The 26,644-nt window shown below is 62.6% G+C and carries 27 protein-coding genes; 14 read left to right on the top strand and 13 right to left on the bottom strand.

Going from position 1 to position 26,644, the window contains the following annotated elements; translation table 11 throughout:
- Positions 1-116 precede the first annotated feature (116 nt).
- Entirely contained in the window at positions 117-1,475 is a 1,359-nt protein-coding gene (locus GU3_RS04370) for a Do family serine endopeptidase (protein WP_014291339.1), read from the top strand.
- A gap of 95 nt (positions 1,476-1,570) precedes the next feature.
- The gene (gene degS / locus GU3_RS04365) at positions 1,571-2,668 is read left to right on the top strand and encodes an outer membrane-stress sensor serine endopeptidase DegS (RefSeq protein WP_041542925.1); all 1,098 of its coding nucleotides are present in this window, start codon (positions 1,571-1,573) and stop codon (positions 2,666-2,668) included.
- A 77-nt stretch (positions 2,669-2,745) separates the two neighbouring features.
- Here the strand turns inward: degS and GU3_RS04360 are convergent.
- The 8 genes from GU3_RS04360 to mlaF form a co-directional block, all read right to left on the bottom strand.
- A protein-coding gene (locus tag GU3_RS04360; protein ID WP_148265849.1) for an IS3 family transposase occupies positions 2,746-3,923 on the bottom strand; the annotation gives its coding sequence in 2 pieces (ribosomal slippage) (positions 2,746-3,632 and positions 3,632-3,923; 1,179 coding nt in all).
- Between the two features lie 152 nt (positions 3,924-4,075).
- Positions 4,076-5,332, bottom strand: coding sequence for a UDP-N-acetylglucosamine 1-carboxyvinyltransferase (gene murA, locus GU3_RS04350; RefSeq protein ID WP_014291336.1), 1,257 nt, complete (start codon positions 5,330-5,332; stop codon positions 4,076-4,078).
- An 11-nt stretch (positions 5,333-5,343) separates the two neighbouring features.
- Entirely contained in the window at positions 5,344-5,604 is a 261-nt protein-coding gene (locus GU3_RS04345; protein ID WP_041542921.1) for a BolA family protein, read from the bottom strand.
- A complete protein-coding gene (locus GU3_RS04340; RefSeq protein WP_014291334.1) occupies positions 5,591-5,875 on the bottom strand; it encodes a lipid asymmetry maintenance protein MlaB in 285 nt (94 codons plus the stop codon). Before GU3_RS04340 ends, GU3_RS04345 begins: the two co-directional genes overlap by 14 nt.
- Positions 5,872-6,504, bottom strand: coding sequence for a phospholipid-binding protein MlaC (locus GU3_RS04335; RefSeq protein WP_041542919.1), 633 nt, complete (start codon positions 6,502-6,504; stop codon positions 5,872-5,874). The genes GU3_RS04340 and GU3_RS04335 overlap by 4 nt, the downstream gene beginning before the upstream one ends.
- 25 nt (positions 6,505-6,529) lie before the next feature.
- On the bottom strand, positions 6,530-7,003 hold the full coding sequence (gene mlaD, locus GU3_RS04330) for an outer membrane lipid asymmetry maintenance protein MlaD (protein WP_014291332.1): 474 nt from the start codon (positions 7,001-7,003) through the stop codon (positions 6,530-6,532).
- A 6-nt stretch (positions 7,004-7,009) separates the two neighbouring features.
- Positions 7,010-7,789 carry a lipid asymmetry maintenance ABC transporter permease subunit MlaE gene (gene mlaE, locus GU3_RS04325; protein ID WP_014291331.1) on the bottom strand — a complete coding sequence of 260 codons (780 nt, stop codon included), beginning with the start codon at positions 7,787-7,789 and terminating at the stop codon, positions 7,010-7,012.
- On the bottom strand, positions 7,779-8,579 hold the full coding sequence (gene mlaF, locus GU3_RS04320; protein ID WP_014291330.1) for a phospholipid ABC transporter ATP-binding protein MlaF: 801 nt from the start codon (positions 8,577-8,579) through the stop codon (positions 7,779-7,781). Before mlaF ends, mlaE begins: the two co-directional genes overlap by 11 nt.
- Before the next feature lie 175 nt (positions 8,580-8,754).
- Between mlaF and GU3_RS04315 the strand changes: the two genes are divergently transcribed.
- Genes GU3_RS04315 through mgtE form a run of 11 tightly spaced genes read left to right on the top strand, consistent with a single transcriptional unit; the run spans position 8,755 to position 16,800 of the window.
- Positions 8,755-9,729: a KpsF/GutQ family sugar-phosphate isomerase gene (locus GU3_RS04315; RefSeq protein ID WP_014291329.1), complete on the top strand. Its 975-nt coding sequence runs from the start codon at positions 8,755-8,757 to the stop codon at positions 9,727-9,729.
- Complete coding sequence (kdsC, locus tag GU3_RS04310; protein ID WP_202798287.1) at positions 9,726-10,280, top strand: 3-deoxy-manno-octulosonate-8-phosphatase KdsC; 555 nt, start codon at positions 9,726-9,728, stop codon at positions 10,278-10,280. Before GU3_RS04315 ends, kdsC begins: the two co-directional genes overlap by 4 nt.
- On the top strand, positions 10,277-10,825 hold the full coding sequence (gene lptC, locus GU3_RS04305) for an LPS export ABC transporter periplasmic protein LptC (RefSeq protein ID WP_014291327.1): 549 nt from the start codon (positions 10,277-10,279) through the stop codon (positions 10,823-10,825). Before kdsC ends, lptC begins: the two co-directional genes overlap by 4 nt.
- Positions 10,794-11,315: a lipopolysaccharide transport periplasmic protein LptA gene (gene lptA, locus GU3_RS04300; RefSeq protein WP_014291326.1), complete on the top strand. Its 522-nt coding sequence runs from the start codon at positions 10,794-10,796 to the stop codon at positions 11,313-11,315. Before lptC ends, lptA begins: the two co-directional genes overlap by 32 nt.
- A 2-nt stretch (positions 11,316-11,317) precedes the next feature.
- Positions 11,318-12,043, top strand: coding sequence for an LPS export ABC transporter ATP-binding protein (gene lptB / locus GU3_RS04295; RefSeq protein ID WP_014291325.1), 726 nt, complete (start codon positions 11,318-11,320; stop codon positions 12,041-12,043).
- A 41-nt stretch (positions 12,044-12,084) separates the two neighbouring features.
- On the top strand, positions 12,085-13,521 hold the full coding sequence (locus GU3_RS04290) for an RNA polymerase factor sigma-54 (RefSeq protein WP_014291324.1): 1,437 nt from the start codon (positions 12,085-12,087) through the stop codon (positions 13,519-13,521).
- A gap of 24 nt (positions 13,522-13,545) precedes the next feature.
- Positions 13,546-13,833: a ribosome hibernation promoting factor gene (gene hpf, locus GU3_RS04285; RefSeq protein ID WP_014291323.1), complete on the top strand. Its 288-nt coding sequence runs from the start codon at positions 13,546-13,548 to the stop codon at positions 13,831-13,833.
- A 2-nt stretch (positions 13,834-13,835) separates the two neighbouring features.
- Positions 13,836-14,282, top strand: a complete 447-nt coding sequence (ptsN, locus tag GU3_RS04280; RefSeq protein ID WP_014291322.1) for a PTS IIA-like nitrogen regulatory protein PtsN — start codon at positions 13,836-13,838, stop codon at positions 14,280-14,282.
- Positions 14,283-14,291: 9 nt separating this feature from the next.
- Entirely contained in the window at positions 14,292-15,158 is an 867-nt protein-coding gene (gene rapZ, locus GU3_RS04275) for an RNase adapter RapZ (protein WP_014291321.1), read from the top strand.
- Positions 15,145-15,420, top strand: coding sequence for an HPr family phosphocarrier protein (locus GU3_RS04270; protein WP_014291320.1), 276 nt, complete (start codon positions 15,145-15,147; stop codon positions 15,418-15,420). Before rapZ ends, GU3_RS04270 begins: the two co-directional genes overlap by 14 nt.
- Positions 15,421-15,438: 18 nt before the next feature.
- Entirely contained in the window at positions 15,439-16,800 is a 1,362-nt protein-coding gene (gene mgtE / locus GU3_RS04265) for a magnesium transporter (protein WP_014291319.1), read from the top strand.
- Positions 16,801-17,006: 206 nt separating this feature from the next.
- Here the strand turns inward: mgtE and pmbA are convergent, their stop codons facing one another.
- Positions 17,007-18,347: a metalloprotease PmbA gene (pmbA, locus tag GU3_RS04260; RefSeq protein ID WP_014291318.1), complete on the bottom strand. Its 1,341-nt coding sequence runs from the start codon at positions 18,345-18,347 to the stop codon at positions 17,007-17,009.
- Positions 18,348-18,450: 103 nt separating this feature from the next.
- Between pmbA and yjgA the strand changes: the two genes are divergently transcribed.
- Positions 18,451-18,972, top strand: coding sequence for a ribosome biogenesis factor YjgA (gene yjgA, locus GU3_RS04255; protein ID WP_014291317.1), 522 nt, complete (start codon positions 18,451-18,453; stop codon positions 18,970-18,972).
- Between the two features lie 118 nt (positions 18,973-19,090).
- Here yjgA and tldD read toward each other — a convergent pair whose 3' ends face one another.
- The 4 genes from tldD to rng are packed head-to-tail and all read right to left on the bottom strand — an operon-like array spanning position 19,091 to position 26,579.
- Entirely contained in the window at positions 19,091-20,536 is a 1,446-nt protein-coding gene (gene tldD, locus GU3_RS04250) for a metalloprotease TldD (RefSeq protein WP_014291316.1), read from the bottom strand.
- Positions 20,533-21,360, bottom strand: a complete 828-nt coding sequence (locus GU3_RS04245) for a carbon-nitrogen hydrolase family protein (RefSeq protein WP_014291315.1) — start codon at positions 21,358-21,360, stop codon at positions 20,533-20,535. The genes tldD and GU3_RS04245 overlap by 4 nt, the downstream gene beginning before the upstream one ends.
- Before the next feature lie 3 nt (positions 21,361-21,363).
- Complete coding sequence (locus tag GU3_RS04240; protein WP_014291314.1) at positions 21,364-25,110, bottom strand: YhdP family protein; 3,747 nt, start codon at positions 25,108-25,110, stop codon at positions 21,364-21,366.
- Positions 25,110-26,579: a ribonuclease G gene (gene rng, locus GU3_RS04235; RefSeq protein WP_014291313.1), complete on the bottom strand. Its 1,470-nt coding sequence runs from the start codon at positions 26,577-26,579 to the stop codon at positions 25,110-25,112. Before rng ends, GU3_RS04240 begins: the two co-directional genes overlap by 1 nt.
- Positions 26,580-26,644 lie beyond the last annotated feature (65 nt).

Here is a 26,644-nt window from a genome sequence, read left to right as displayed (position 1 = left end):
ACCACAATTAATGAAAGCAGCACCATTTGACACGCTGGCACGGAACTCCGCTCACGACGGCGAGTCTGAACAAGCAATTTCCGGCATTTATCATTTGAACAGTTAGGAGCATATGCATGAAAGGTCGACTCCCCCTGGTTTCCGCCCTGGCCCTGAGCATGGGGTTCGCCGCCCTGCCCGCGGCCCAGGCCGCCCTGCCCTTTGGCGCCGGTAGCGAGATCAACAGCCTGGCTCCGGTGGTGGAAAAGGTCAGCCCCGGCGTGGTCAATATCTCGGTCTCCGGCAGCAAGATCAGCCGCCAGGTCCTGCCCGAGCCGTTCCGCTTTTTCTTTGGCCCCAACGTGCCCGGCGAGCAGGTGCGCGAGCGCCCCTTTCAGGCCCTGGGCTCCGGGGTCATCATTGATGCCGACAAGGGCTATGTGATCACCAACAACCACGTCATCGACGACGCCGACAAGATCCTCATCACCCTGACCGACGGTCAGGAATACGAAGCCGAGCTGATCGGCACCGACCAGCAGACCGATATTGCCCTGCTCAAGGTGGATGCCAAAAACCTGGTGGAAATTGACTTCGCCGACTCCGACAAGCTCAGGGTGGGGGATTTCGCCATCGCCATCGGCAACCCCTTCGGCCTCGGCCAGACCGTGACCACCGGCGTGATCAGCGCTCTTGGGCGCACCGGGCTCAACGTGGAAAACCTGGAAAACTTCATTCAGACCGACGCCGCCATCAACTCCGGCAACTCGGGGGGCGCCCTGCTCGATCTGGATGGCAAGCTGGTGGGCATCAACACCGCCATTCTGGGCCCGGGTGGCGGCAACATCGGCATCGGCTTCGCCATTCCCGCCAACATGGTGAAAAACCTGGTGGATCAAATTCTGGAATACGGGGAAGTGCGCCGGGGTGTGCTGGGTGTGATGGGCGGCGAGCTGACCTCCGAGCTGGCCCGCACCTTTGGCTACCGCAGCCAGCACGGCGCCTTTGTTAGCCAGGTACTGGAAGACTCCGCCGCCGCCAAGGCCGGACTCAAGGCTGGGGACATCATCATCAGCCTGGACGGCAAGCCGATCCGCTCCTTTGGCGAGCTGCGCGCCAAGGTGGCCACCATGGGCGCCGACCGCACCGTCAGCCTGGGCCTGTTCCGGGACGGCAAGGAAAGCACCGTGGACGTCACCCTGGACCGGGCCAGTGAGCAAAGCCTGTCGGCCAACACCCTGCACCCGGCACTGGAAGGCGCCTCCCTGGCCAACAGCGAGCGGGGCGACGCCGTGCGCGGGGTGCGGATCACCGAGATCACGCCCCGCTCCCCCGCCGCCATGGCCGGCCTGGAGGAAGGGGACGTCATCATCGGCGTCAACCGTCAGCGGGTCAGAGAGCTGGGCGAGCTGCGCAAGATCATCGAGGCCAAACCGGAAGTGCTGGCCCTGAACATTCAGCGCGGCAACTCCTCCATTTACCTGGTACTGAGATAACTCCCTGACACCAAAGGGAGTCTGCCGCCGGCAGCACTCCCTTGGCCTTTCCTTTATGTTATGCTTGGTGGATTCAACAGCCACCGTCTCATGCCATGCGGCCAGCCACTCTTTTCAAATACAGTCTTCAGGGCGTGCTCTACGGCGTACTGATGGCCGTGCTGCTGTTGCTGCTGTTTCCCCAGCTGCGTACCCAGTCCATCGAACACTGGTGGCGTAATCCCCAGGCCGGCATCACCAGTTTTGCCTACGCCGCCGCCCGGGCCGGTCCCGCCGTGGTCAATATCTACACCCGCAGTTTTCAGCATGGCGGCACCAGCCCCGAGCTGAGCGCCACCGGCCTGGGCTCGGGCGTGATCATGTCGCCGAGGGGCTATGTGCTCACCAACTACCACGTGATCGCCGAAGCGGATCAGGTGATAGTGGCGCTGCAGGATGGCCGCATTATCGCCGGCAAGGTGATCGGCTTTGATGTGCCCACGGATCTGGCGGTGCTGAAAATCGACGCCGACCGGCTGCCGGTCATTCCCCAGAGCGAGGATCTCGCGCCCCAGGTGGGCGACATCGTGCTGGCTATCGGCAACCCCTACAACGTAGGCCAGACCATCACCCAGGGGATCATCAGCGCCACCGGCCGCAGCGGCCTGTCGAGCATGGGGCCGGACAGCAACGGCCGCCAGGATTTGCTGCAGACCGACGCTGCCATCAATGCCGGCAACTCCGGCGGCGCCCTGGTCAATGTGTATGGCGAACTGGTGGGCATCAATACCGCTTCTTTCCAGAGCGTGGCCCACCAGGAAAGCTATGGCATCAGTTTTGCCATTCCCTATGCCCTCGCCACCCGCATCATGCAGGATCTGATCGCCAACGGTCGAGTGATCCGGGGTTACCTGGGCATTGGCGGCGCCGATATTCCCCCGGTCATGGCCCGGCTGCTGAACCTGGAAGAGCGCGCCGGCATCTATGTGGACAGCGTCAGCACCAATGCGCCCGCCGACAAGGCCGGCATTGAAAGCGGCGACGTGCTGCTGGCCATCAACGGCGAGGAGATCGCCAACACCCGCCAAGCCATGGACATGGTGGCGGAAACCCGGCCGGGCACGGAAATTCGCGTGACGGTGCTGCGGGAAGGCAAGATCCTGACCCTGCCGGTACAGATCGAGGAAGATCGCCGCTTTCAGCGACTGAGATAAAAAGAGGGATTAGGGATTAGGGATTAGGGATTAGGGATTAGGGATTTGGAGTGGCCCCGATAAAGTAGACACTTAAGTTAAGCGGCAGCTGCGTAGGCATTGGGAGTTATTCCTCCCAGCGCCATGTGGCGCCGCACTTTCGGGTAATACTCGTCCGTATAATACCGGACTTCATCTGCCATTTCGTCTCTTCCGAGCATTCCTAATGGATGTGTCCATTCCTTCTTGAGCAGCGCGAAGAAGCTTTCCGAACAGGCGTTATCCCAGCAGTTACCTCGCCGAGACATGCTGATGGTGATTCCCCGTGTAGTGAGCCATCTCATCACCTCTTCGCTGCGATACTGACTCCCCTGGTCAGAGTGGAACAACAACTGTGTCCCATCTGGCCGCTGATGTTGCCATGCCTGCTCAAGGGCCTCCAGCACCAGCTGGGCGCTATTGATGGCACCCATGGCTCGGCTCACCACGCGACGTGTACCCAGGTCCAGGACTACTGCGATGTAGAGCCAGCCTTCGTGGCACCGGATTTGAGTAATATCTGATACCCAGACTCGATTTGCCGCACCAACCGAGAAGCGGCGATTCAGCAAGTTCGGTAGCACAGGCAAGAATGATGTCGGCTTTTGATACCCTGCTTTAAGAGCCGTGCATGAATGGTAACCAGCGTCTCTCAGCAAGCGCTGAACCTGGTTCTTGCCGCAGCAGAACCCGGCATCCCGTGCTTCCAGCCACAGCTTGCGATAACCCGGCACATTCTTCTGTTGCCTGGCTCGCTCGAGCAGGAAGGTTTTCAGAGTTTGTCGCTTGATGACACGTTCTCCCGGAGCATGCTGACGTGCTCGCCAACGATAATATCCCGCTCGTGACACATTGAGTACTTCACACATTATCGAGACCCGCCAGCGTTGACTTCGGTGAGCCTCGATAAAGGCAAACCTTACTTGCTGTGCTTGGCGAAGTACTCTTGCGCCTTTTTTAGGATTTCGTTCTCCAGCTCTTTTCGTTCAAGCAGCTTCTTCAGTCGAGCATTTTCACGCTCCAGATCCTGCAAACTTTTTTCTGGTCCGATGTTTTCAACTGCTTTGTCAGATGATTTCTTGGTCATGATCCACTCTCTGCGCCAGCGACTCAATTGGTTAGGATGGATCCCGAGTCTGCCAGCAAGCTGAGCTTGTGTCTCTGTGGTGGATAGCGAGGCCTCGACGGCCTCACGTTTGAATGCATCGCTAAAGTGACGGTGGGGTTTGTACTTCATAACACCTTCTCATTAAATGAAGGTGTCTACTTTTTTCGGGCCAGTCCAATTAGGGATTAGGGATTAGGGATTAGGGATTAGGAAAGCGTAAGAATTAAGAATGGGGCTGGAAACCAGGCCAATCCCCAGTCCCCAGTCCCCAGTCACGGGGCTTAGCCCTTGATGCGCTCTATGTTGCCGCCCAGGGCGGACAGCTTGGCTTCAATCACTTCATAGCCGCGATCGATATGGTAGATGCGGTCCACTATGGTGGTGCCCTCGGCCACGAAGCCGGCCAGCACCAGGCTGGCGGAGGCACGCAGATCGGTCGCCATCACGGTGGCGCCGGTCAGTTGCTCGGTGTCACCGCAAATGGCCATGTTGCCGTTGAGCTCGATGTGAGCCCCCATGCGGTTCAGCTCGGGCACGTGCATAAAACGGTTTTCAAAGATGGTTTCGGTCACCTGGCCCACGCCCTTGGCCACCGCATTCAGCACGGTGAACTGGGCCTGCATGTCGGTGGGAAAGGCCGGATAGGGCGCGGTCTTGATGTCCACCGGCTTCAGGGTGCGGCCGGTCATGTCCAGGCGGATCCAGTCCTCGCCGGTTTCCACCAGGGCACCGGCTTCCCGCAGCTTCACCAGGACCGCTTCCAGCAGGTGCGGATCCGTGTTGCGGCAGGTGATGTCACCGCCGGTCACGGCCGCACCCACCAGGAAGGTGCCGGTTTCAATGCGATCCGGCTGCACGCTGTAACTGCCGCCGTGCAGGGCCTCGACGCCGTCGATGATCAGGGTGTCCTGGCCAATGCCCTGAATGTTGGCGCCCAGGGCATTGAGGAAGTGGGCCAGATCCACCACTTCCGGCTCCCGGGCGGCGTTTTCGATAATGGTGCGCCCTTCCGCCAGCACCGCCGCCATCATCAGGTTCTCGGTGCCGGTCACGCTGACCATGTCCATCAGGATATGGGCGCCCTTGAGGCGACCGTCGACCCGCGCCTTGATGTAGCCGTCTTCCACCTTGATGTTCGCGCCCATCTGTTCCAGGCCGTGAATATGCAGGTTGACCGGGCGGGCACCGATGGCACAGCCGCCGGGCAAAGACACATCGGCCTTGCCGAATTTGGCCACCAGCGGCCCCAGGGCCAGGATGGAGGCGCGCATGGTGCGCACCAGCTCGTAGGGCGCAATGTGGCTGTTGACCGCGCCGGCCAGCACGGTGACATCCCCGTTGACCTTGACGCTCACGCCCATGGAAGCCAGCAGCTGCAGGGTGGTGTCCACGTCCTTCAGCCTGGGCACGTTGGAGAGCTGCACCGCCTCGTCGCACAGCAGGGTGCCGAACAGTATCGGCAGAGCCGCGTTTTTGGCGCCGGAAATGGTCACCTCACCGGCCAGCCGGCAGGGGCCCTGAATTCTGAATTTGTCCATTCGCGCTCCTGTCAGGACGGCATGATGAATTTGCGCTCCCGGGCCCACTGCTCGGGAGTGAAGGTCTTGACGCTCAGGGCGTGAATGGCGTTCTGGGCAATCAGGTCCATCAGCGGACCGTTGATGGCCTGCTGGCGCTTGACCCGGCTCATGTCGGCGAAGATGCCGGACACGGCGATCACCTGAAAGTGATCACCTTCGCTTTTTACATACAGCTCGTCCAGCTCCAGGGCCTCGCGCAGCCGGCGTTCTACTTCGTTATTCAGATCCATGTTGGCTCCGGGAATCGGTGTTGGCCAGCTCGAACAGCGAGCTGACTCCATATAAATCGGCAAGAGGATAAAAGCTGTCGGGGGGAGAGCCCAGCGCCAGCCGCTGATCGCGGGCCGCCAGGGCCTGGCTCCACTGCACCAGCAACGCCAGCCCCACCGAGTCGATGCGCTCCACCCCGCTCAGATCCGCCGTGGTCTCGGCAAACAGGGTATCACGCTCCGCCCACCAGGCAGGCAACTGCTCCCGGGTCAGGGGGCGGGTCAGTTTCATTGGGCGGTGTCCAGCGGGGTTACCGGCTTGCTGGTCAGCTCACGCAACTGGCCGCTGACCGCATCGATGCCCTTCTGGCGAATAAGGCCACTGAGCTCCGATTGCTTGGCGGACAGCAGGCTGATGCCTTCGGCAATCATGTCAAATACTTTCCATTCGCCGGTGCGGCTGTTTTTGCGCAGCTTGAATTCCAGCTTGATTTCGGGCTTGTTCGGCTCCAGTACCGTCACCGGCACCGTCGCCAGCTTGTCTTCCGGCCCCACCGCGCCCTTGCCGATGTTGACGGTCTGCTGACGGTAGGCGGCCAGGGCGTCGGCATAGGTCACCACCAGGTAATCGCTGAAGGCGTCGACAAAGCGTTCGCGCTGCTCGGCGGTGGTCTGGTTGAGCTGGCTGCCAATCACCCGAAAGGCGGAAAAGCGCACGTCCACCGCCGGCAGCATTTCTTCCCGCACTATGGTGCGCAGGTGCTCGGGGTTGGATGAAATTTCATTCTGTTCCCGCTCCAGCCGGTCAAAGGTGCGCTGGGCCACCTGATCCACCAGCACGTAAGGATCGTTCGCCGCCAGGGCCGGCATCGCAAACAGGCCGGTCAGCACCAGCAGCCAGGACATCAGTCGTGTTTTCATGCTTCCTCCTCGGCACAACGCCGGTTCAGTCTTTACCGATGGAATAAATAAACTTGCCGATCAGCTCTTCCAGTACCAGGGCGGACTGGGTGTCGGCAATGGTGTCACCGTCCTTGAGCATGCCAATGCCCATCTCCTCGTCGGCAAAGCCCGGGGTAATGCCCAGGTACTGCTCGCCCAGCAGGCCGGAGGTCAGAATGGCGGCGGTGCTGCTCTCGGCAAACTCGCCCGCCTCCCGGTTCACCGCCAGGGTCACCACCGGCACCTGAGTGCCGCTGTCCAGAGTGATGTCGGCCACCCGGCCCACCACCACGCCCCCCACCTTGACCGGGGAACGTACCTTGAGGCCTCCGATGTTGTCAAAACGGGCATAGAGGGTATAGGTTTCACCCTGACCATTGACGTTCACGCCGGCCACCTTGAAGGCCAGCAGCAGCAGGGCGCCGATGCCGGCCAGCATAAAGCAGCCGACGCTGAATTCCAGTTTGCTGTATTTCATTATCGCTTACCCGAACATGATGGCGGTGAGCACGAAGTCGAGCCCCAGCACCGCCAGAGAAGAATGAACCACGGTACGGGTAGTCGCCTGACTGATGCCCGCCGCCGTGGGCCTGGCATCAAACCCGTTGAACAGGGCAATCCAGGTGACCACCAGGGCGAACACCAGGCTTTTGACAAAGCCCTGCATGATGTCTTCCTGCCAGTCCACCGCCGCCTGCATGGCAGACCAGAAGCCGCCTTCGTCCACCCCCAGCCAGTCCACGCCCACCAGCTTGGCGCCCCAGATACCGATCATGTTGAACAGAAACGCCAGCAACGGCATGCTGATAAAGCCGGCCCAGAAGCGGGGCGCCACCACCCGGCGCAGTGGATCCACCCCCATCATTTCCAGGCTGGACAGCTGCTCGGTGGCCTTCATCAGGCCCAGCTCGGCGGTCAGGGCAGAGCCGGCCCGGCCGGCGAACAGCAGGGCGGTGACCACCGGCCCCAGCTCCCGCAGCAACGACAGCGACACCAGCGGTCCCAGGCTGCCCTCGGCACCGAAGTCCACCAGCACGTTATAGCCCTGCAGGGCCAGCACCATGCCGATAAACATGCCCGACACCAGGATGATCAGCACCGACTGGACGCCGACCACGTGCAATTGCTGTACCAGCAGTGGAAAGTGCTTTTTCGGCTGCGGCCGCCCCACCAGGGCGTGGCTCAGCATAAAACCGGCCCGGCCCAGGGCGGTGAGACCGGACACCCCCTGGCGGCCGAGACGGCCAATCACGTCAATCAGCATAAGCCAGTGACTCCCTGTAGTCCGGGGCCGGGTAATGGAAGGGCACGGGCCCGTCCGCCTCGCCCCGCAAAAATTGAATCACCTGGGGATCCTGATGGACCCGCAGCTCCTCGGGAGTACCCGCGGCAATCACCTTTTTATTGGCGATGATGTAGGCGTAGTCGGCGATGGTCATCACCTCGTCCACGTCGTGGGTCACCACGATGGAGGTGAGCTGCTGGGCCCGGTTGAGCTCGGCGATCAGCCGTACCAGTACGCCCATGCTGATGGGATCCTGCCCGGCAAAGGGCTCGTCGTACATGATCAGTTCCGGATCCAGGGCGATGCTGCGGGCCAGGGCCGCGCGCCGGGCCATGCCGCCGGAGAGCTCAGACGGAAACAACTGGGCGGCCCCGCGCAGGCCCACCGCTTCCAGCTTCATCATCACCAGGGTGTGAATAATGGCTTCCGGCAGGCCGCTGTGCTCGCGCAGGGGAAAGGCCACGTTGTCAAATACCGACAGGCCGGTAAACAGGGCGCCACTCTGAAACAGCATTCCCATGCGCCGGCGCACCTCGTACAGCCGGCGGCGGCCCAGGGACGGAATCGACTCGCCGTCAAAGCGCACCTCGCCGCTGTCGGGCTTGATCTGACCGCCGATCAGACGCAGCAAGGTGGTTTTGCCAATGCCGCTGGGCCCCATGATGGCGGTGATCTTTCCGCGCGGAATGTCCATGCTGATGCCCTCGTAAAGAGTGCGATCACCATGGCTGAAGCAAAGGTCCCTTATCTCGACAAGGCTTTGACTCACGCTGTGTCCCCGCAAAAAAGAAAGGATTGTAGGGGTTCGGCCGAATATCGGCAACCGAATGACACCGAATTTGCGCCACCCTCTGACCCAGGAGACTCAGGACTCAACGCATCAAGCCGGTCGCTTCTCGGGCCGGGCTTTTCTATAATGGCGCCGCCTCAGTGTGGAGAAAGCCATGTCAGCAGAATTTGATTATCGTACCACCGCCCGTCGTGTTCTCGATATTGAAAAGGCGGCCCTGGACGGCCTTTATCAATATTTGGATGAGTCCTTCAATCGTGCCTGCCGGCTGATGTTTGACTGCCCCGGCAAGGTGATTGTCACCGGCATGGGCAAGTCGGGCCATATTGCCAACAAGATTGCCGCCACCCTGGCCAGCACCGGCACCCCGGCCTTTTACGTGCACCCGGGGGAAGCCAGCCACGGCGACCTGGGCATGATCGACAGCCGGGACGTGGTGCTGGCCCTGTCCAATTCCGGGGAAAGCGAGGAGATCATCGCCCTGCTGCCGGTGCTCAAGCGCCGCGGCCTCAAGCTGATCTGCATGACCGGCAAGCCCGAGTCCACCATGGCCCGGGAGGCGGACGTGCACCTGTGTACCCGGGTCGAGCAGGAAGCCTGCCCCCTGGGGCTGGCCCCCACCGCCAGCACCACCGCCACCCTGGCCATGGGCGACGCCCTGGCGGTGGCACTGCTGGAAGCCCGCGGTTTTACCGCTGACGACTTCGCCCTCAGCCATCCGGGCGGCGCCCTGGGCAAGCGGCTGCTGCTGCGGGTGGCGGACATCATGCACAAGGAAGAGCGGGTGCCGAAAGTCGCCCTCGATACCCTGGTGATTGAGGCGCTGCTGGAAATCGGCCGCAGCGGCATGGGCTTTACCGCCGTGGTCGACGCCGAAGGCCGGCTGGCCGGCATCTATACTGACGGTGACCTGCGCCGCACCCTGGATCACAAGATAGATGTGCACCACACTCGCATCGCCCAGGTGATGACCCGCAGCTGCACCACGGTGCCCGCCGGCATGCTGGCGGCGGAGGCGGTCAAACTGATGGAAGAGAAAAAGATAAGCGGCCTGCTGGTGCTGGACGAGGAACGGCGCCCGGTCGGGGCCTTTAACATGCACGATTTGCTGCGCGCGGGAGTGATCTGATGACGGTACAAACCCTGTATGGCGCCGTAACCAAAGAGGTCTGGCAGCAACTGAAAGCGGTTCGCCTGCTGATCTGCGACGTGGACGGCGTGCTGTCCGACGGCCTGATTTACCTCGGCAACGAGGGCGAGGAATACAAAAGCTTTTGCACCCGGGACGGCTTTGGCATCAAGGCGGTGCTCAATGCCGGTATCGAGGTGGCGGTGATCACCGGGCGCAGCTCGCGCATCGTCAGTGACCGCATGAGCGCCCTGGGCGTGCGCCACATTTACCAGGGCCAGAGCGACAAGCTGCACAGCTACGGTGAACTGCTTGCCCGCCTGGAGCTCGCGCCGCAACAGGTGGCCTACATCGGTGACGACGTGGTGGACTTGCCGGTAATGCAGGACTGTGGTCTGGGCGTGGCAGTGGCCGATGCCCATCCGCTGGTGCTGCAGCGGGCCGGCTACACCACCCGCACCCCGGGTGGCCGGGGCGCGGTACGGGAACTGTGCGATCTGCTGCTTGATGCCCGTGGCACGCTGGAGCAGGCCGAGGGCATGAGTATATGAGCCGCCAGACCTGGCTGTTTGGTGCCTTGTTCGTGGTGGCCCTGGCGGCCTGGCAATGGTTTGGTAACGACCGCCGAGCGCCGGTCAGTGAGCAGGACTTTCAGCCGGACTTCGTGGCCACCAACCTGACCAGCATACAGTACAACCGGCTGGGGCTGCCCTACCGGGGCATGCAGGCGGAGCATGCAGAGTACTACGAGTCCCTGTCCATGACCCTGATGAAAAAACCTGTTATCTTGCTTTATTCCCCCGATGGCCAGCCCCAGTGGCGGCTGAGCGGGAATGACGGCACCATCAACACCGGCGACAACGCCGTACTCACCGGCAACGTCGTCGGCAAGGGGCTGCAACCGGATGCCCTGGTGGAAACCCTGACCACCGAATATCTGGAAATGGACTTTATCAATAATCGGCTGCGCTCCAACCAGAGGGTGCGGCTGGAAAGCCCGCAATACCAGGCGGAAGGCACGGGCCTGCGAGGCAGGCTGGATCAACAAACGGTGGAATTACTGAATGAAACCCGGGCAACTTATTTCAATCCTTAGTCTTGGTGGCCTGCTTGGCCTGGGTCAGGCACAGGCCAGAGACAGCGATTACCGCCAGCCGGTCACCATCGACGCCGGGCGTCAGCTGGTGGAGCTGGCCGACAACAAGGTCACCTTTATCGACCAGGTGGTGGTCAAGCAGGGCAGCATTGACGTGCGCGCCGACGAGCTGGTAGTGATCCGCAACGAGCAGGGGCTGCAGTCGATGACCGCCAAGGGCAGCCCGGCCACCTACCAGCAAGTGCTCAACAACGGTCAGCCGGTGCATGCCGAGGCCCGGGAAATTCACTATGACATGCGCGCCCGCACCATCACCCTGGTGCAGGACGCCAAACTCAAGCAAAACGACAACATCGTCACCGGTTACCGCATTCGCTACTTTATCGACAAGGAGCAGATGGAAGCCGAAAGCCAGGGCGGCCAGGATCGCGTGACCACCATCTTCCTGCCCGAGCAGGTGCAGGACCTCGATAACCAGGATCAGAACTAAGCATGGCGATACTGAAAGCGCGCGGGCTACAGAAAAGCTACAAGGGCCGCAAGGTAGTGGCCGACGTCAGCCTGACCGTCAACACCGGCCAGATCGTGGGTCTGCTGGGCCCGAACGGTGCCGGCAAGACCACCTCTTTTTACATGATAGTGGGCCTGGTGCAGCGGGACGCGGGCAGCATTACCATCGACGATCAGGACATCAGCCACGAGCCGATGCATGTGCGCGCCCGGGCCGGCATCGGCTACCTGCCTCAGGAAGCCTCCATTTTTCGCCGCCTGAGCGTGGCCGACAACCTGATGGCGGTCTTGCAGACCCGCAAGGATCTGAATGCCGACGGCCGTAACGAAAAAATGGAGCAGCTGCTGGAAGAGTTCAACATCACCCATATTCGCGACAGCTTAGGCATGAGCCTGTCCGGCGGCGAACGGCGACGGGTGGAGATCGCCCGGGCACTGGCGGCAGATCCGCGCTTTATACTGCTCGATGAACCCTTTGCCGGCGTGGATCCCATTTCTGTCATAGACATCAAGAAGATCATTCTGCACCTGAAGGAACGGGGTCTGGGCGTGCTGATCACCGATCACAACGTGCGCGAAACCCTGGACGTATGCGAAAAGGCCTATATTGTCAGTCATGGCCATCGGATTGCGGCCGGGACCCCGGCGGAGATACTGGCCAACGAACAGGTCAAAAAGGTCTATCTCGGCGAACAATTCAGCCTTTGACGGCACCGCGACGCGGTTGATTAGGAAGGACGTTGCAACGAATGAAGCCCACTCTTCAGTTACGCCTTGGCCAACAGCTGACCATGACCCCCCAGTTGCAGCAGGCCATTCGCCTGCTGCAACTGTCCAGCATGGAACTGCAGCAGGAAATCCAGATGGCCCTGGACAGCAACCCGCTGCTGGAGCAGGAGGAGCCGGACAGCATCAAGGTCGACGACAACCGCAACGAAGAGCAGATGGCTTCGGATACCGCCATGGAGCGCAACCAGCTGGGTGAAGATCTGCCCATGGACACCAGCTGGGAAGAGGTGTACACCGCCTCTCCCGTCAGCGGCGGCGCCGGCCTGCCGGAAGGGCTGGAAGACACCGTCTACCAGGGTGAAACCACCGAAAGCCTGCAGGACTACCTGATCTGGCAGATGAACCTGACCCCCTTCAGCGAGACCGATCAGGCCATTGCCCTGGCCATTATCGACGCCATCGACGATGCCGGTTACCTTACCGCCGATATCAACGACTTGCTGCAGGCGGTGTCGGCGGACGAGCTGGACATAGAGGCGGACGAAGTGGAAGCCGTGCTCAAGCGCATTCAGCACTTCGATCCCGTCGGCGTGGCCGCCCGCAGCGTGCAGGAATGCCTGTGCATTCAGCTGGACCAGTTTCCGCCCGACACCCCCTGGCTGGCCGAGGCCCGCAACCTGCTGCTGCAGCACATGGACCTGCTCGGCAACCGGGACTATCGCAGCCTGCAGCGCAAGACCAAACTCCGGGAAGAGGAGCTGCGCGCAGTGCTGGCCCTGATCCAGCAGCTCGAGCCCCGCCCCGGCAGCAGCATTCTTCAGGGCAACTCCGAATACGTTATTCCCGACGTGGTGGTCACCAAACGCAGCGGCGCCTGGGTGGCGGAGCTCAACCCCGAGGCCATGCCCAAGGTACGGCTCAACCAGACCTATGCGGCCCTGGCCAACAAGCCCAGAAACAGCGAAGACGGCCAGTTTATTCGCAACCATTTGCAGGATGCCAAATGGTTCCTCAAAAGCCTTGAAAGCCGAAATGAGACGCTGCTCAAGGTTGCCAATTGTATTGTTGAACAACAACAGGCATTCTTTGAGTATGGAGAAGAGGCCATGAAGCCCATGGTGCTGAACCATGTGGCGGAGGCGGTGGAAATGCATGAGTCCACCATTTCCCGGGTGACCACCCAGAAGTTCATGCACACCCCCAGAGGCGTGTTTGAACTCAAGTACTTCTTCTCCAGCCATGTGGGCACCGACGATGGCGGTGAGTGTTCTTCCACGGCAATTCGCGCCCTGATCAGAAAACTGGTCGGGGCCGAAAACCCGGCCAAGCCGCTGAGCGACAGCAAAATTGCCCAGCTGCTGGCCGACCAGGGGATCAAGGTGGCCAGGCGGACCATCGCCAAGTACAGGGAGTCACTGGCCATTCCCCCTTCCAATCAGCGCAAACGCCTGGTTTAAAGGCAACGACAGAAGGAAGACGTTATGCAAATTAATCTGACTGGACACCATGTCGAAATCACCGATGCACTGCGTGATTATGTAAACAGCAAGTTTTCCCGGCTGGAACGCCACTTCGATCACATCACCAATGCGCACGTCATCCTCAATGTGGAAAAAATGCAGCAGATTGCCGAGGCCAAGCTGCATGTCAGTGGCGGTGAGCTGTTCGCCAACGCCCAGCACGAAAACATGTATGCCGCCATCGATGGCCTCATCGACAAGCTGGATCGCCAGATCATCAAACACAAAGAGAAGCTCAAGCAAAAGTAACCATGGAAGTCGCCGACATACTAAGCAGGGACTGCACCCGCAGTGCAGTTCCCTGCACGAGCAAAAAACGTGCTCTGGAAATCATCAGCGAGCTGGCTGCCGACCACCTCAATATCGGCAGCCAGTCGCTTTTTGACTGTCTGCTGGCCCGGGAGAAAATGGGCAGTACCGGCATTGGCAACGGCATCGCCATTCCCCATGGCCGGATCGGTAATGACAACAAGGCGACGGCCGTACTGCTTACCTTTGCCGAGCCAGTGGAGTTCGATGCCATCGACAATCAGCCGGTCGGTCTGGTGTTTGCCCTGCTGGTGCCGGAGCAGGAATGCAAACAGCACCTTAAAACCCTGTCGCTGATCGCCGAGAAGCTGAGCAACAAGCAGGTCTGCCGGCAACTGCGTCAGGCCGGCAGTGACGAAGAACTTTATCAAATCATGATTTCAGCCTGAGGAGCCAAGATGCAGCTGGTGATTGTCAGTGGCCGTTCCGGGTCGGGCAAGACAGTGGCGTTGCGGGTGCTTGAGGATCTCGGCCACTACTGCGTCGACAACCTGCCGGTGGCACTGCTGCCGGAGCTGGTGCGTCTGCGCCAGGACAAGCCCGGGGCCGTGGCCGTGAGCATAGACGTACGCAACCTGCCCGACAGTCCCGAGCAGCTTGAGGCCTTTCTCGCCGAAGTGCGGGCCATGGACGACGTGCAGCTGTCCAGCTTCTTTATCGACGCCGACAACTCGGTGCTGATCCGTCGTTTTGGCGACACCCGTAGGCTGCATCCCCTGTCCCGCCACAGCCTGACCCTGGACGAGGCCATTCGCGAAGAAACCCACCTGCTGGCGCCGCTGTCGTCGGATGCGGATCTGCGCATCGACACTTCCGCCTTGAGCATTCACGATCTCAGCGAGATCATTCGTGAACGCATTCTCGGCAAAAAGGAAAAGGAGCTGAACTGGGTGTTCGAGTCCTTTGGCTACAAATACGGTGTGTCCAAGGACGCCGACTTCGTGTTTGACGCCCGCTTTCTGCCCAATCCCCACTGGATTGCCGAACTTCGCCCCTATACCGGCCAGGATCAACCGGTGGCCGACTACCTGGGCAGCCAGCCGGAGGTGATGAAATACCTGTGGCAGCTGGAAAACCTGCTGATCACCTGGATGCCCCACCTGGAGCGCAACAATCGCAGTTACGTCACCGTGGCCATCGGCTGTACCGGCGGCCAGCACCGCTCGGTGTTCATCGCCGAACAACTGGCCCGGGTCTTTACCCAGTTGGGCAAAAGCGTGCAACTGCGCCATCGTACCCTGGAAAAACGCCATGCCGAAAATTGAACGCGACCTGCAGATCGTCAATAAACTGGGGCTGCATGCCCGGGCCGCCATTCAGCTGGTGCAGCTGACCCAGCAATTCGACGCCGAAGTGACCGTCTGCAACCAGCACAAACAGGCCCCCGCCAACAGCGTGATGGGACTCTTGATGCTGGAAACCGCCCAGGGGCACGCCATTCGCGTGGTGGCGGAAGGGCCGGATGCCCAGGCGGCCATGGACGCCGTGGCCCGGCTGGTGGCAGATCGTTTCAACGAGTCGGAATAACCCTCAGCCGGACACCGAATGACAGAGCCCGCAGAGCAAAGCAGCACCCCGGATCATCTGGAAACCATTACCCAGGCCCTGAACAGCGGCATGTTCGTGCACGTACGCCGCATGCTGCAACAAATGCGCCCGGGGGACGTGGCCTGGCTGCTGGAATCGTCTCCTTCACCCAGCCGCAAGGTGCTGTGGCAGCTGATCGATCCCGACGACTACGGCGAGATCCTGGAAGAGCTGTCGGAAGAGGTACGGGACGGCATCATTCGGCTGATGGAGCCGGAAAAACTGGCCAGCGCCCTGGAAGACATGGAGTCGGACGATCTGGCCTATGTGCTCAGGGATCTGCCGGAGCAGCTGTTCAATCAGGTGCTCACCGAAATGGACGAGCAGGACCGGCACCGGGCCGAGCTGGCCCTGTCCTACCCGGAAGACACCGCCGGCTCGCTGATGAACACCGAGTTCATTACCCTGCGCCCGGACGTTACCATCGATGTGGTGCTGCGTTACCTGCGCCGCCACAGCGAACTGCCGGAAGGCACCGACACCCTTTATGTGGTGGATCAGCACAACCGCTTGCTGGGGGATATCTCCCTGGCCAGCCTGGTGGTGCAGTCCCCCACCACCACGGTGGCGGAAGCCATGGACACCACGGTAGAAGCCATTCCCCTGACCATGACCGACACCGAGGTGGCCAACCTGTTTGAGCGCCACGACTGGCTGTCGGCCCCGGTAGTGGACGACAGCAACCAGTTGTTGGGCCGCATTACCATCGATGACGTGGTCGATATTATTCGCGAGGAAGGCGAGCACTCCATGATGGGCATGGCCAAGATGGACGACGACGAAGACACCTTCGCGCCGGTGCTGATCAGTGCCCGCCGCCGCTCCATCTGGCTCACCGTCAACCTGGGTACCGCCCTGGTGGCGGCCAGCGTGTCCAACATGTTCGAAGAAACCCTGTCGCAGCTGGCCACCCTGGCCATTCTGATGACCATAGTGCCGTCCATGGGCGGCATCGCTGGCAATCAGACCCTGGCGCTGGTGATCCGGGGCATGGCGGTGGGCCATATCGGTGACAGCAACGCCCGCTGGCTGCTGACCAAGGAAGCCCTGGTGGGCCTCATTAACGGCATGGTGTGGGCCCTGGCCATCGCCGTTGTGGTCAGCCTGTGGAAGGGCAGTTGGGAAATCGGTCTGGTGATCGCCGCCGCCATGTTTATCAACCTGTCGGTGGCGGGCCTGGCCGGCGCCAGCATTCCGCTGGTCATGAAGCGCTTCAATATCGACCCGGCCCTGGCCGGCTCCATGGCGCTGACCACCATCACCGATACCGTGGGCCTGCTGTCTTTCCTGGGGCTGGCCACGCTGATCCTGCTGCACTGAAGCGGGAAGCCAGAAGCTGTTCAGGAGTTAGCTGTAGGCGCCGCTTTAGCCGGCGCAATACCGCAGACCAGCCGACACATCCAAAGCCTGTTGCACAGGCTCTGCCGGCTAAAGCGGCAGCTACCACAACCCCAGTTGCCAGAAATGCCAAGGGCCGCATATGCGGCCCTTCTTACAGCTGACAGCTTATGGCTTACAGCTGGGTTTTACTGTCCGGCTATCTTCATATTGTCGATCAGCACCGAGCCGGTATGCAGGCTGGAGCGGGTTTCCACGTCGGTGCCGATGGCCTGAATGCCGGCGAACATGGTTTTCAGGTTGCCGGCAATGGTGATCTCTTCCACCGGGTAGGCAATTTCGCCGTTTTCCACCCAAAAGCCGGCGGCGCCCCGGGAATAGTCGCCGGTCACGATATTCACGCCCTGGCCCATCATCTCGGTCACCAGCAGGCCGGTGCCCATTTGTTTCAGCAGCTCATCAAAGCTCTGGCCGCTGCTCGATACCGTCCAGTTGTGAATGCCACCGGCATGGCCGGTGACCGGCAGCCCCAGCTTGCGCGCCGAGTAGCTGGTCAGCAGGTAGGTCTGCAGCACGCCGTGCTCAATGATATTGCGCTCAACGGTGCGCACCCCTTCATTGTCAAAGGGCGCACTGGCCAGCCCCTTGTTGAGGTGGGGCTGTTCGTGAATGGAGAGCCAGTCGGGAAAGAGCCGCTCGCCGCAGGCGTCGAGCAGAAAGGACGACTTGCGGTAGAGGTTGCCGCCGCTGATGGCCATTACCAGGTGACCGAACAGGCCCGCCGCTACGTCCGGATGAAACAGTACCGGCGCCTGGGTAGTGCCGATCTTGCGTCCGCCAAGGCGCCCAAGAGTGCGGCTCACCGCTTCGTCGGCCACCCGCTCGGGGGCCCACAGTTCGTCAAAACGGCGGGCCGAGGTGTAGCCGTACTCCCGTTGCATGTCGCCGTCCTGCTCACCGATCAGCACACAGCTCATGCCGTAGCGGGAGCCGGCGTAGCCCTTGATAAAACCATGGCTGTTGCCGTAAACCCGAATACCCACATTGGCGGAAAAACTGGCGCCGTCCGACTGCTTGATGCGCGGATCCCGGCCCAGCGCCGAACGCTCGCAGCGCAACGCCAACTCCATAAAGTCATTCGGATCCATTTCCCGGGGAAAACACAGCTCAAGCTCGGGGGCCTGCCAGGCCAGCTGGTCGGCATCGGCCAGACCGGCGCAAGGGTCGGCGGTGGTGTAACGGGAGATGTCCAGGGCCGCCGCCACGGTACGGGCAATCGCATCGGGACGCAGATCCGAGGTAGAGGCCGAGCCCTTGCGGCCGTCCCGGTAGACGGCAATCCCCAGGGCGCCATCCTTGTTGAACTCGATGTTCTCCAGCTCGGCATTACGGGTGTTGACCGACAGCCCGGTCTGCTTGCTGATGGATACTTCCGCCGCCTCGGCCCCCAGGCGTTTGGCGCTGTCCAGCGCCTGCTCTACCGCCAGTTCAAGCTGGCGCTGTTCGGTGTGAATCTCTTCGGGAGTCATAATGAATTCGCTGGTTCCGTTTGCAGTTAGCATAACAGACCCCTGCGCCCCTTGGGAGAAGCTGGTAGAATAATCGCAACTAACGATTTGCAAGAGAAATGCCATGCGCCATCACGACGACCACCCGGACCACGACGACGACATCGAGTGGGTCAGCAAAAGCGAAATGAAGCGGGAAAGCCACGCCCTGCAGCAACTGGGCATGGATCTGGTCAAGCTCAAGCCAAGCGATCTGGCCAAGGTGCCCCTGGACGATGAGCTCAAGGATGCCATTGCCCTGGCCCACAAGCTGGCCAACAAGCGTGAGGCCCAGCGCCGCCATATGCAGTTTATCGGCAAGCTGATGCGCAGCCGGGACGTCACCGCCATTCGCGAGGCGCTCAACGCCTTTGATCAGAAAAGTGCCGTGGCAAACGCCCATTTTCACAAGCTGGAGCAATGGCGGGATCGGCTGATCAAGGAAGGCGACAAGGCGGTGAACGCTCTGGTGGCCGAGCATCATCAGCTGGATCGTCAGAAGCTGCGCCAGCTGGCCCGCACCGGCCGCAAGGAGCTGGCCGCCGGCCTGCCCCCCAAGGCCTACCGGGAGCTGTTCCAGTACCTGAAGGAAAACCTGACGTCCTGACGGCAGCAGTGTGCCGCTGCGCGGCCACTGGCGGGCAAGCGGCCCCTATTCAGGGACAGACCCGCGCTCCAGACCACAACGCCGGCAATATGCCGGCGTTGTTGCTTTCAGCGAAAGCTTACTGAGTGCCGCCGACCGTCATGCGATCCAGCTTGAGGGTCGGCTGGCCCACCCCCACCGGCACGCTCTGGCCATCCTTACCGCACACCCCCACGCCGGCGTCCAGACTCAGATCGTTACCCACCATGGACACCTGGCTCATGGCCTCGGGGCCATTGCCGATCAGGGTCGCCCCCTTGAGGGGGGCGGTCAGTTTGCCGTCCTCAATCAGATAGGCCTCGGAGGCGGAAAACACGAACCGGCCCGAGGTGATGTCCACCTGGCCACCGCCAAAGTTGGGGGCGTAAATGCCCTTTTTCACACTGCGAATGATCTCCTCCGGCGGGGTCTGGCCGGGCAGCATATAGGTGTTGGTCATGCGCGGCATGGGCAGGTGGGCGTAGGACTCGCGCCGGCCGTTGCCGGTGGGCGCCATGCCCATCAGCCGGGCATTGAGCTTGTCCTGCATATAGCCCTTGAGCACGCCGTTCTCGATCAGCACGTTATAGCCGCTGGCGGTGCCCTCGTCGTCGATGGTCAGCGAGCCGCGGCGGTTGGCCAGGGTGCCGTCGTCCACTATGGTGCACAGACTTGAGGCCACCTGCTCGCCGATACGGCCGGAGTAGGCGGAAGACCCCTTGCGGTTGAAGTCCCCTTCCAGGCCGTGGCCCACCGCCTCGTGCAGCAGTACGCCGGGCCAGCCGGCGCCCAGTACCACCGGCATGGTGCCGGCGGGGGCGTCCACCGCCTCCAGGTTGACCAGGGCCTGGCGCACCGCTTCCTTGACATACCCCAAGGCCCGGGGCTGGCCGTCGATCTCTTCCAGAAAGTAGTCGTAGCCAAAGCGGCCGCCACCGCCGCTGCTGCCCCGTTCGCGCCGGCCATTGCGCTCCGCCAGCACCGAGCAGTTCAGTCGCACCAAGGGGCGCAGATCCGTGGCCAGGGTACCGTCGGTGGCCAGCACCAGCACTTCTTCATACACCCCGGAAATGGAGGCAATCACCTGGGTCACGGCCGGCTCCAGGCTGCGGGCAAAGGCGTCCATCTGCTGCAGCAGGGCAATCTTCTGCTCCCGGCTCAGGCTGTCGAGGGGGTTCAGCGCCGAGTAACGGGCCACCACCGGCTGAGCCTTGCCCACCTTGAAACGGCCGTCGCCACCATGGGCGGCAATGCCCCGGGCGGCACTCACCGCCTGATCCAGGGCGGCGGCGGTGAGCTCGTCGGAATAGGCAAAGCCGGTCTTTTCACCACTGACGGCGCGCACCCCCACGCCCTGCTCAATGTTGTAACTGCCATCCTTGACGATGCCGTCTTCCAGTACCCAGGACTCGTGCACGCTGTTCTGAAAGTACAGATCGGCAAAGTCGATCTGGTGGCGGCTCAGCCGCGCCAGCTGGGCGTCGAGCAGGGCCATGTCCAGCTCGTTGGGCACCAGCAGGCTTTGATTGATCTGTTCAATACTCATTGGTTATCTCTCCACACCGCTCGCAGGCGGGCATGTTGGGCTACCGGCATTTGCCGGCGCACGCTGTCGAGGCGCGTGTTATCAAGGGTGGCCACGATCAGGCCTTCGCCCTTGGGCAGGCAGGCACAAATTTCGCCCCAGGGATCCAGGATCACCGAGTGGCCCCAGGTCTGCCGCCCGCCGGCATGGTCGCCAACCTGGGCGGCGGCCAGCACATAGCACTGGTTTTCAATGGCCCTGGCCTGCAGCAAGGGCAGCCAGTGTGCCTTGCCGGTGACCTGGGTAAAGGCCGCCGGCACCATTAAAATATCGGCGCCCCGCTCGCGCAGGGCGCGATACAGCTCGGGAAAGCGCAGATCATAGCAGATCGACAGCCCCAGGCGGCCAAAGGGACTGTCCACCACGCACAGTTCATTACCCGGGCTGAAACTGTCCGACTCCCGGTAGCGGCCATGGCCATCGGCCACGTCCACATCAAACAGGTGCAGCTTGTGGTAGCAGGCGACCCGCCTTCCCTGATCATCATACACCAGGCAACTGGTGTGCAGTTTGTCGCAGCCCTCTATACGAGTGGGCATTGAGCCCACCACCAGCCAGATGCCACGGCGTTGTGCCTGATCTGCAAACCAGTCCTGTATGATCCCTTCCCCCAGCGGCTCGGCCACCCGCGCGACCGCCTCGCGACCACCAAACACCACGGCATTTTCCGGCAGCTGCACCAGCAGCGGCCGGGTGGCGGGCAGGCGCTCCAGCAGGGCTTCAATCCGTTCCTGGTTGGCGGGCCAGTCGGCGCCGGCATTCAGTTGCAGGGCTACCAGTTCCATGTATTACTCCTTGTCGGTTTGCGGCAGGCGTATGCGGTTGCGCTCCCGGCCCAGTTCGCTGACTTGCGGGCTGGCCAGGGGGCCGCTCACGCCGTAACGAATACGGGTAAATACATCTACCACGGGCCCCAGCACCTTGGACAGGGCCAGCACATACAGGCCGGTGACCGGGGTCACCGCAAAGGCCGCCAGTACCGGCAGGTTACCAGTAAGGTTGGGGGTGAAGTCAAAACGGTAGTCCAGCCGTTCCGCCGCCAGATCCACTCGCCCGCGTCCGGCCAGATCCCCGGCGGCCCCTTTCAGCAGAAAATCGTCATTGTGCAACACGCCGTTGCGAAACTCACCGGTGGCGGTAATGCTGTCGAAATAAAACCCTTGCTCAAACACATCGCGAAAATCCAGCCGCAGGCGGCGCAGCACCGACTCCATGCTCAGTACCGACAACAGGCCGGCCCCCTTGTCGCTGACCCCGGTGAGCACGCCGGCGCCGGTCTCCACGCTGACCGTCCCGTTCAGGGTGCCCGGCGCTGGTTGCCAGGGCAAGCCGGGCCAGGTCAGTTCGCCCTCCAGCAGCGCCTGGGTATCCCGAAAAGGCGAGGGCTGGCCCATGGCCTGCCACAGCGCCTGCAGCGACGGGGTGCCCCCCTGCCACTGCAGCCGGCTGATGTCGCCACTCTCATGCTGCAGCCAGCGACCCTGGGCGCGGCCCTGCAACCGGGGGCCGTCCAGCCAGAGATCGTCGAGCTGCACGCCGTTTTCCGCCGTCAGCGGGGTTAATTGAAACCCGGTCTTGCCCAGGGCCAGATCGCGCCAGCGGCAGTCTTCGCAGCGGAACACCAGTGCCGGTATCTGCCCCGGGGAAAGCCGGCCCACCGTGGGCCCGGTCTCAGGAAGCCGGGGGGCCAGCCACAACCGCTCAAAGCGGGCGGTAACCGGCTCACCATTCCCCCAGGCAAGCTCGCCTTTTGCCTGCTGGGCATTCACTGCCAGCCGGTGGCGCCCCGCCTCGGCGGGGGTCAGGGTCAGCCGCAGATCGCTCAGGGGCTGATGCCACAACTCGCCACCATCGGCCCGAATGGCGGCCCGGTAGCCTGCCGGCCAGCGCAGCAACCGCCCCGAAGAAGGGGGCTCGCCCTGACCACCGCCCAGCAGGGCCAGCCAGTCATCCAGTTTCAGCTCCGCCAGATGCGCTGCCACATCCAGTGGCGCCCGGGGCGGCCGGGCCACGGCGCCGCCGGCATTCAGCCACAGCCGCTTGATTTCAGCGCCGCCCGCGGCAAAGGCCAGCCGGACCTCGGCATCAATATCCGGAGCAAGGCTCACCTGAGCCTTTGCCTGAGCGGTGTCGCCGGACAGGCTCAGACGCAGCGGCCGCTCCCGCTGGGCGTCCTTGCCCAGCGGGGTAGGCAGCCGGCTGCCCAGCCCCGTCAGCTCAGAGCCGAACTCGGCGTCGTAATTCACCCTGCCCTGTTCCAGCCGCAGTTGAATATCCCCCCGCCAGCCGGCTTCCCCGCTCAGGCCGCCAAGCACGGGCTGCGCCCGGCTCAGGGCGGCCCCCTGCAGCCGGCCCGCCAGGCCGATGTCGGCCCGGTAACCGGCCTCGGTCACTCGCCCCCGATAATCCACCCGCAGCGGCTGGCCCAGCCATCGGGCCTGAAGCTGCTGTAAATCTGTCTGCTTTTCATCAAAGGTGAGGGTGCCGCTGACTCCGGTCAGGGGCATGGCCAGGGGCGTGACCAGCACCTCGTTGCCGGCAAAGTTGACCTCGCCGTTCACTCCCACGGGCCCGCCGGAAAGAGGAATGTCGAGGCCAAGCCGGCCGGTCAGCGGCCCGGACACCTGCACCTGCTTCAGGGTGGTGCCCACCGAGCCGGCCAGGGGGGAATTCTGCAAGTAGGCGGTGACCGCCTCGCCGCCCCCGCCAATGCCGGCATCGAGTGTCAGCCGGGCACTGCGGTTGAGGGGGACGATGCGGGCGTCGATGTTTTCCGCCCGGGCCTCGCCCAGGCGCCCGCTCGGCCCCGTCATGAACAGGCCGTCGTTTTCAAACAGCAAATCGAGATCGAGAGCCGTGAGCGGCTGCCAGCGGGGATCAAAGCGGAATTCGGCGTCGCGCAGGGGCACCCGGGCCTGAAAAAGGCCCGAGCCGTCGCGGTAAGGAAACTGATTGAGCCGGCCATACCAGAGCACCTCGGCATGGTCGGCATGGCCGGCACGAATGGCGCCCTGCAGGTAATCCACCAGCCGCGGCCCCATCACCGGTTCCGGCAGGTAGGATCCGGCCTGGCCGGCCCGGTGCAGATCCACCCGGGCCGAGGCGCTGAGCAGGGGCGACTGGCCCGCCGCCAGCTGCAGGCTGAACCAGGCGTCCAGGCTTAAATCGTCTCCGTCCAGCTCCAGCCGGTCGCTCCATAGCCACCAGCCATCGGCGCGCTGTTGCCACTGCAGCCCGGCGGCGAGCCGCTGTATCGGCCAGTTGCCGCGAAAGGCCTTGTCCCATTGCCAGTCGGCCGGGGCCGCCTGCTCCAGAGCCAGACGGCCGTGATCGGCGGCCAGCACAAAACGGCCGTTAATGCCCCGGGTTTGCGGCGCCCAGCCAAAGGCCCGCGTGCTGACGTCATGGAGCTCGCCGTCCAGCCGCCAGTCGCTGCCGTCGGTATTGGACTCAAAACGCAGCCCGGAAAGCTGGCCACCGGGAGCGATACCGGCGAGCTGGCGGGCAGCCTTTGGCCAGTAGTCTTCACCCCACTGGGCCAGTAAGGCCAGATCGGTAAAGCTGAGTCGATCCAGGTAGCCGCTGAGGCGATCGCCCTGGCGGTCGAGCTGCACCCGCCAACTGGGCCAGGCCTCGCCGTCGACGCTGATGTCGATGTCGCCGCTGGCCAGCTGCCAGCCACTGGCGGTGGGCTGCCACTGCAGGCGTCCGCCGTCCACCGCCACGGTATGCTGCTCGCCCCAGCCGGCCCGGTTGCGCCCCAGGCTGAGCAGGGCCGTGTGCAATTCTCCCTGCTGCCACTCCAGCCAGGCCTCGAACGACAGCTCGGCGGAGACACTGTCGTCGGCGGGCCGTACCCGGGCCAGCACCGGACTGGCGTCCACGCCGTCGGCCTGCAGGTAGATACCGCCGCTCAGGTTATCGAGCTCGCCTTCTAGCCGGCCCTTGAACAGGAACTGCTGGCCGGCATCGTCACCAAAACCGAGACGCCCTTCCCCCTGGTGTAGACCGGGGCCGTTGTGCCAGCGTAGGGCGGGAATGTGCAGCGTCAGCAGCGGCCTGCCGGGGCTGGCCAGCTCCAGTTGCGCATCCACCAGGGTGAGCCGCTCTACCCCCTGCAACGCCAGGGTGCGCAGGACATGGAGATCGGGAGCATTGCCCTCACCGTTTTCTGCCGGCTGCAGGGGCAGCCGCAAACCGTCGAGGGTGACCTGATTCAGCACCGGTCGCCACTGGCGCAGGCTTTGCCACAACTGCATGTCGATCAACGCGCGACGCAGGGTGAGATCCGGCTGGGCCGGCCGCTGCAGGCGGACCTGTTCCAGCACCAGCACGGGGCCGTAGTCCTGCCAGTCCAGCCCCAGGCCGCCGATATTCAGGGTCAGGCTGTGCTCGCTCAGCAGCCGGTCGAGCCACTGCTGCTGCAGGGTGGCCAGCCAGGGCGGCCCGAAGCGCAGCAGGGTGACCAGCACCGCCAGCACCACGGCGCCGGCGGCCAGGCCGAACCAGGCCCAGCTCAGACTGCGTCTTAACACTACATCATTACCACGTCGAACTGCTCCTGATTGTACAGGGGCTCACTGTTGACCCTGACCTGCTTGCCAATAAAGACTTCCAGCTCGGCCAGCATGTGGGATTCGTCCTCCTGCAGGGCGTCGGCCACGGCGGTGGAGGCATAGACCACGAACTTGTCGGCATCGTAGGCCTTGTTGACCCGCAGTATCTCCCGCAAAATCTCGTAGCTCACGGTTTCCACGGTTTTCACCCGGGCCCGGCCGTTGCACTCGGGGCAGGCATCGCACAGCACGTGCTCCAGGCTCTCCCGGGTACGCTTGCGGGTCATCTCCACCAGCCCCAGCTGGGAAAAGCCGTTGACGTTGGTCTTGGCCCTGTCCTTACTTAGTGCCAGCTCCAGGCTGTGCAACACCCGGCGCTTGTGATCCTCATCGTACATGTCGATGAAGTCGATGATGATGATGCCCCCCAGGTTGCGCAGCCGCAGCTGGCGGGCAATGGCCTGGGTGGCCTCGATGTTGGTGTTGAAGATGGTCTCTTCGAGGTTGCGGTGGCCAACAAAGGCGCCGGTGTTGATGTCGATGGTGGTCATGGCCTCGGTCTGATCAATGATCAGATAGCCCCCCGACTTGAGCTCCACCTTGCGATCCAGCGCCCGCTGGATTTCGTTTTCCACGTCATACAGATCAAAGATGGGCGCATTGCCCTGGTAGTACTCGATACGCCCGGACAGTTCAGGCACGAACTCATCCACGAAGGTACGCAGGGCATCGCAGGTTTCCCGGGAGTCGACCCGAATGCGATCCAGCTCGGCGCCGACAAAGTCGCGCACAATGCGAAACGCCAGCCGCAGATCCTCGTAGAGCATGGAGCAGGACGGGTACTTGCCCCGGCGCTCCTGGATCTTGCGCCACAGCCGCTTGAGAAAGGCGGCGTCCTGGGCCAGCTCCTGCTCGCCGATGCCCTCGGCGGCGGTGCGAATGATAAAGCCGCCCTGCTCGTCCACATGCTCGGCGGCCAGGGCCTTGAGCCGCTCCCGCTCCTGCTCCGAATCAATGCGTTGCGACACGCCCACATAGGCACTGCCGGGCATGAATACCAGGTAACGGGACGGCAGGGTAATGTCGGTGGTCAGGCGGGCGCCCTTGGTGCCGAGCGGGTCTTTCACCACCTGCACCATGATGTCCTGGCCCTGGCGCACCAGCTCGGCAATGTTGCCCGCCTGAAAATGGGCCTGCTCGCGGGTATCCACGCACTCGGTGTGGGGCACGATGTCGGAGGCGTGCAGAAAGGCGGCGCGCTCGCCGCCGATGTCCACAAAGGCCGCCTGCATGCCGGGCAGCACCCGGCTGACTTTGCCCTTGTAGATATTGCCGACAATGCCGCGCCGGGTCTGGCGCTCGATATGCACTTCCTGCAGGATACCGTTTTCCACCAGGGCGACCCGGGTCTCCGCCGGCGTCATATTGATAATCAGTTCTGCAGACATGTAGGCTCCGCCAGTCTGGATAGAGAATGTCCTAAATTAACACAGAATGGCGGTGTTCCGGAGCC

The organism is Oceanimonas sp. GK1, assembly GCF_000243075.1.
GTDB lineage: Bacteria > Pseudomonadota > Gammaproteobacteria > Enterobacterales > Aeromonadaceae > Oceanimonas.
This window is presented reverse-complemented; position numbering and strand designations above follow the sequence as displayed.

Bases quoted from the DNA above. Each gene is read 5' to 3' on its own strand.
- GU3_RS04245 (WP_014291315.1), bottom strand. From the start codon at position 21,360: ATGGAACTGGTAGCCCTGCAACTGAATGCCGGCGCCGACTGGCCCGCC.
- lptA (WP_014291326.1), top strand. From the start codon at position 10,794: ATGAAACCCGGGCAACTTATTTCAATCCTTAGTCTTGGTGGCCTGCTT.
- mlaE (WP_014291331.1), bottom strand. From the start codon at position 7,789: ATGCTGATTGACGTGATTGGCCGTCTCGGCCGCCAGGGGGTGTCCGGT.
- mgtE (WP_014291319.1), top strand. From the start codon at position 15,439: ATGACAGAGCCCGCAGAGCAAAGCAGCACCCCGGATCATCTGGAAACC.
- rapZ (WP_014291321.1), top strand. From the start codon at position 14,292: ATGCAGCTGGTGATTGTCAGTGGCCGTTCCGGGTCGGGCAAGACAGTG.
- murA (WP_014291336.1), bottom strand. From the start codon at position 5,332: ATGGACAAATTCAGAATTCAGGGCCCCTGCCGGCTGGCCGGTGAGGTG.
- yjgA (WP_014291317.1), top strand. From the start codon at position 18,451: ATGCGCCATCACGACGACCACCCGGACCACGACGACGACATCGAGTGG.
- GU3_RS04290 (WP_014291324.1), top strand. From the start codon at position 12,085: ATGAAGCCCACTCTTCAGTTACGCCTTGGCCAACAGCTGACCATGACC.
- hpf (WP_014291323.1), top strand. From the start codon at position 13,546: ATGCAAATTAATCTGACTGGACACCATGTCGAAATCACCGATGCACTG.
- GU3_RS04340 (WP_014291334.1), bottom strand. From the start codon at position 5,875: ATGAAACTGACCCGCCCCCTGACCCGGGAGCAGTTGCCTGCCTGGTGG.
- GU3_RS04345 (WP_041542921.1), bottom strand. From the start codon at position 5,604: ATGGATCTGAATAACGAAGTAGAACGCCGGCTGCGCGAGGCCCTGGAG.
- GU3_RS04335 (WP_041542919.1), bottom strand. From the start codon at position 6,504: ATGAAAACACGACTGATGTCCTGGCTGCTGGTGCTGACCGGCCTGTTT.
- ptsN (WP_014291322.1), top strand. From the start codon at position 13,836: ATGGAAGTCGCCGACATACTAAGCAGGGACTGCACCCGCAGTGCAGTT.
- GU3_RS04370 (WP_014291339.1), top strand. From the start codon at position 117: ATGAAAGGTCGACTCCCCCTGGTTTCCGCCCTGGCCCTGAGCATGGGG.
- lptC (WP_014291327.1), top strand. From the start codon at position 10,277: ATGAGCCGCCAGACCTGGCTGTTTGGTGCCTTGTTCGTGGTGGCCCTG.
- rng (WP_014291313.1), bottom strand. From the start codon at position 26,579: ATGTCTGCAGAACTGATTATCAATATGACGCCGGCGGAGACCCGGGTC.
- mlaD (WP_014291332.1), bottom strand. From the start codon at position 7,003: ATGAAATACAGCAAACTGGAATTCAGCGTCGGCTGCTTTATGCTGGCC.
- GU3_RS04315 (WP_014291329.1), top strand. From the start codon at position 8,755: ATGTCAGCAGAATTTGATTATCGTACCACCGCCCGTCGTGTTCTCGAT.
- pmbA (WP_014291318.1), bottom strand. From the start codon at position 18,347: ATGACTCCCGAAGAGATTCACACCGAACAGCGCCAGCTTGAACTGGCG.
- GU3_RS04270 (WP_014291320.1), top strand. From the start codon at position 15,145: ATGCCGAAAATTGAACGCGACCTGCAGATCGTCAATAAACTGGGGCTG.
- tldD (WP_014291316.1), bottom strand. From the start codon at position 20,536: ATGAGTATTGAACAGATCAATCAAAGCCTGCTGGTGCCCAACGAGCTG.
- degS (WP_041542925.1), top strand. From the start codon at position 1,571: ATGCGGCCAGCCACTCTTTTCAAATACAGTCTTCAGGGCGTGCTCTAC.
- lptB (WP_014291325.1), top strand. From the start codon at position 11,318: ATGGCGATACTGAAAGCGCGCGGGCTACAGAAAAGCTACAAGGGCCGC.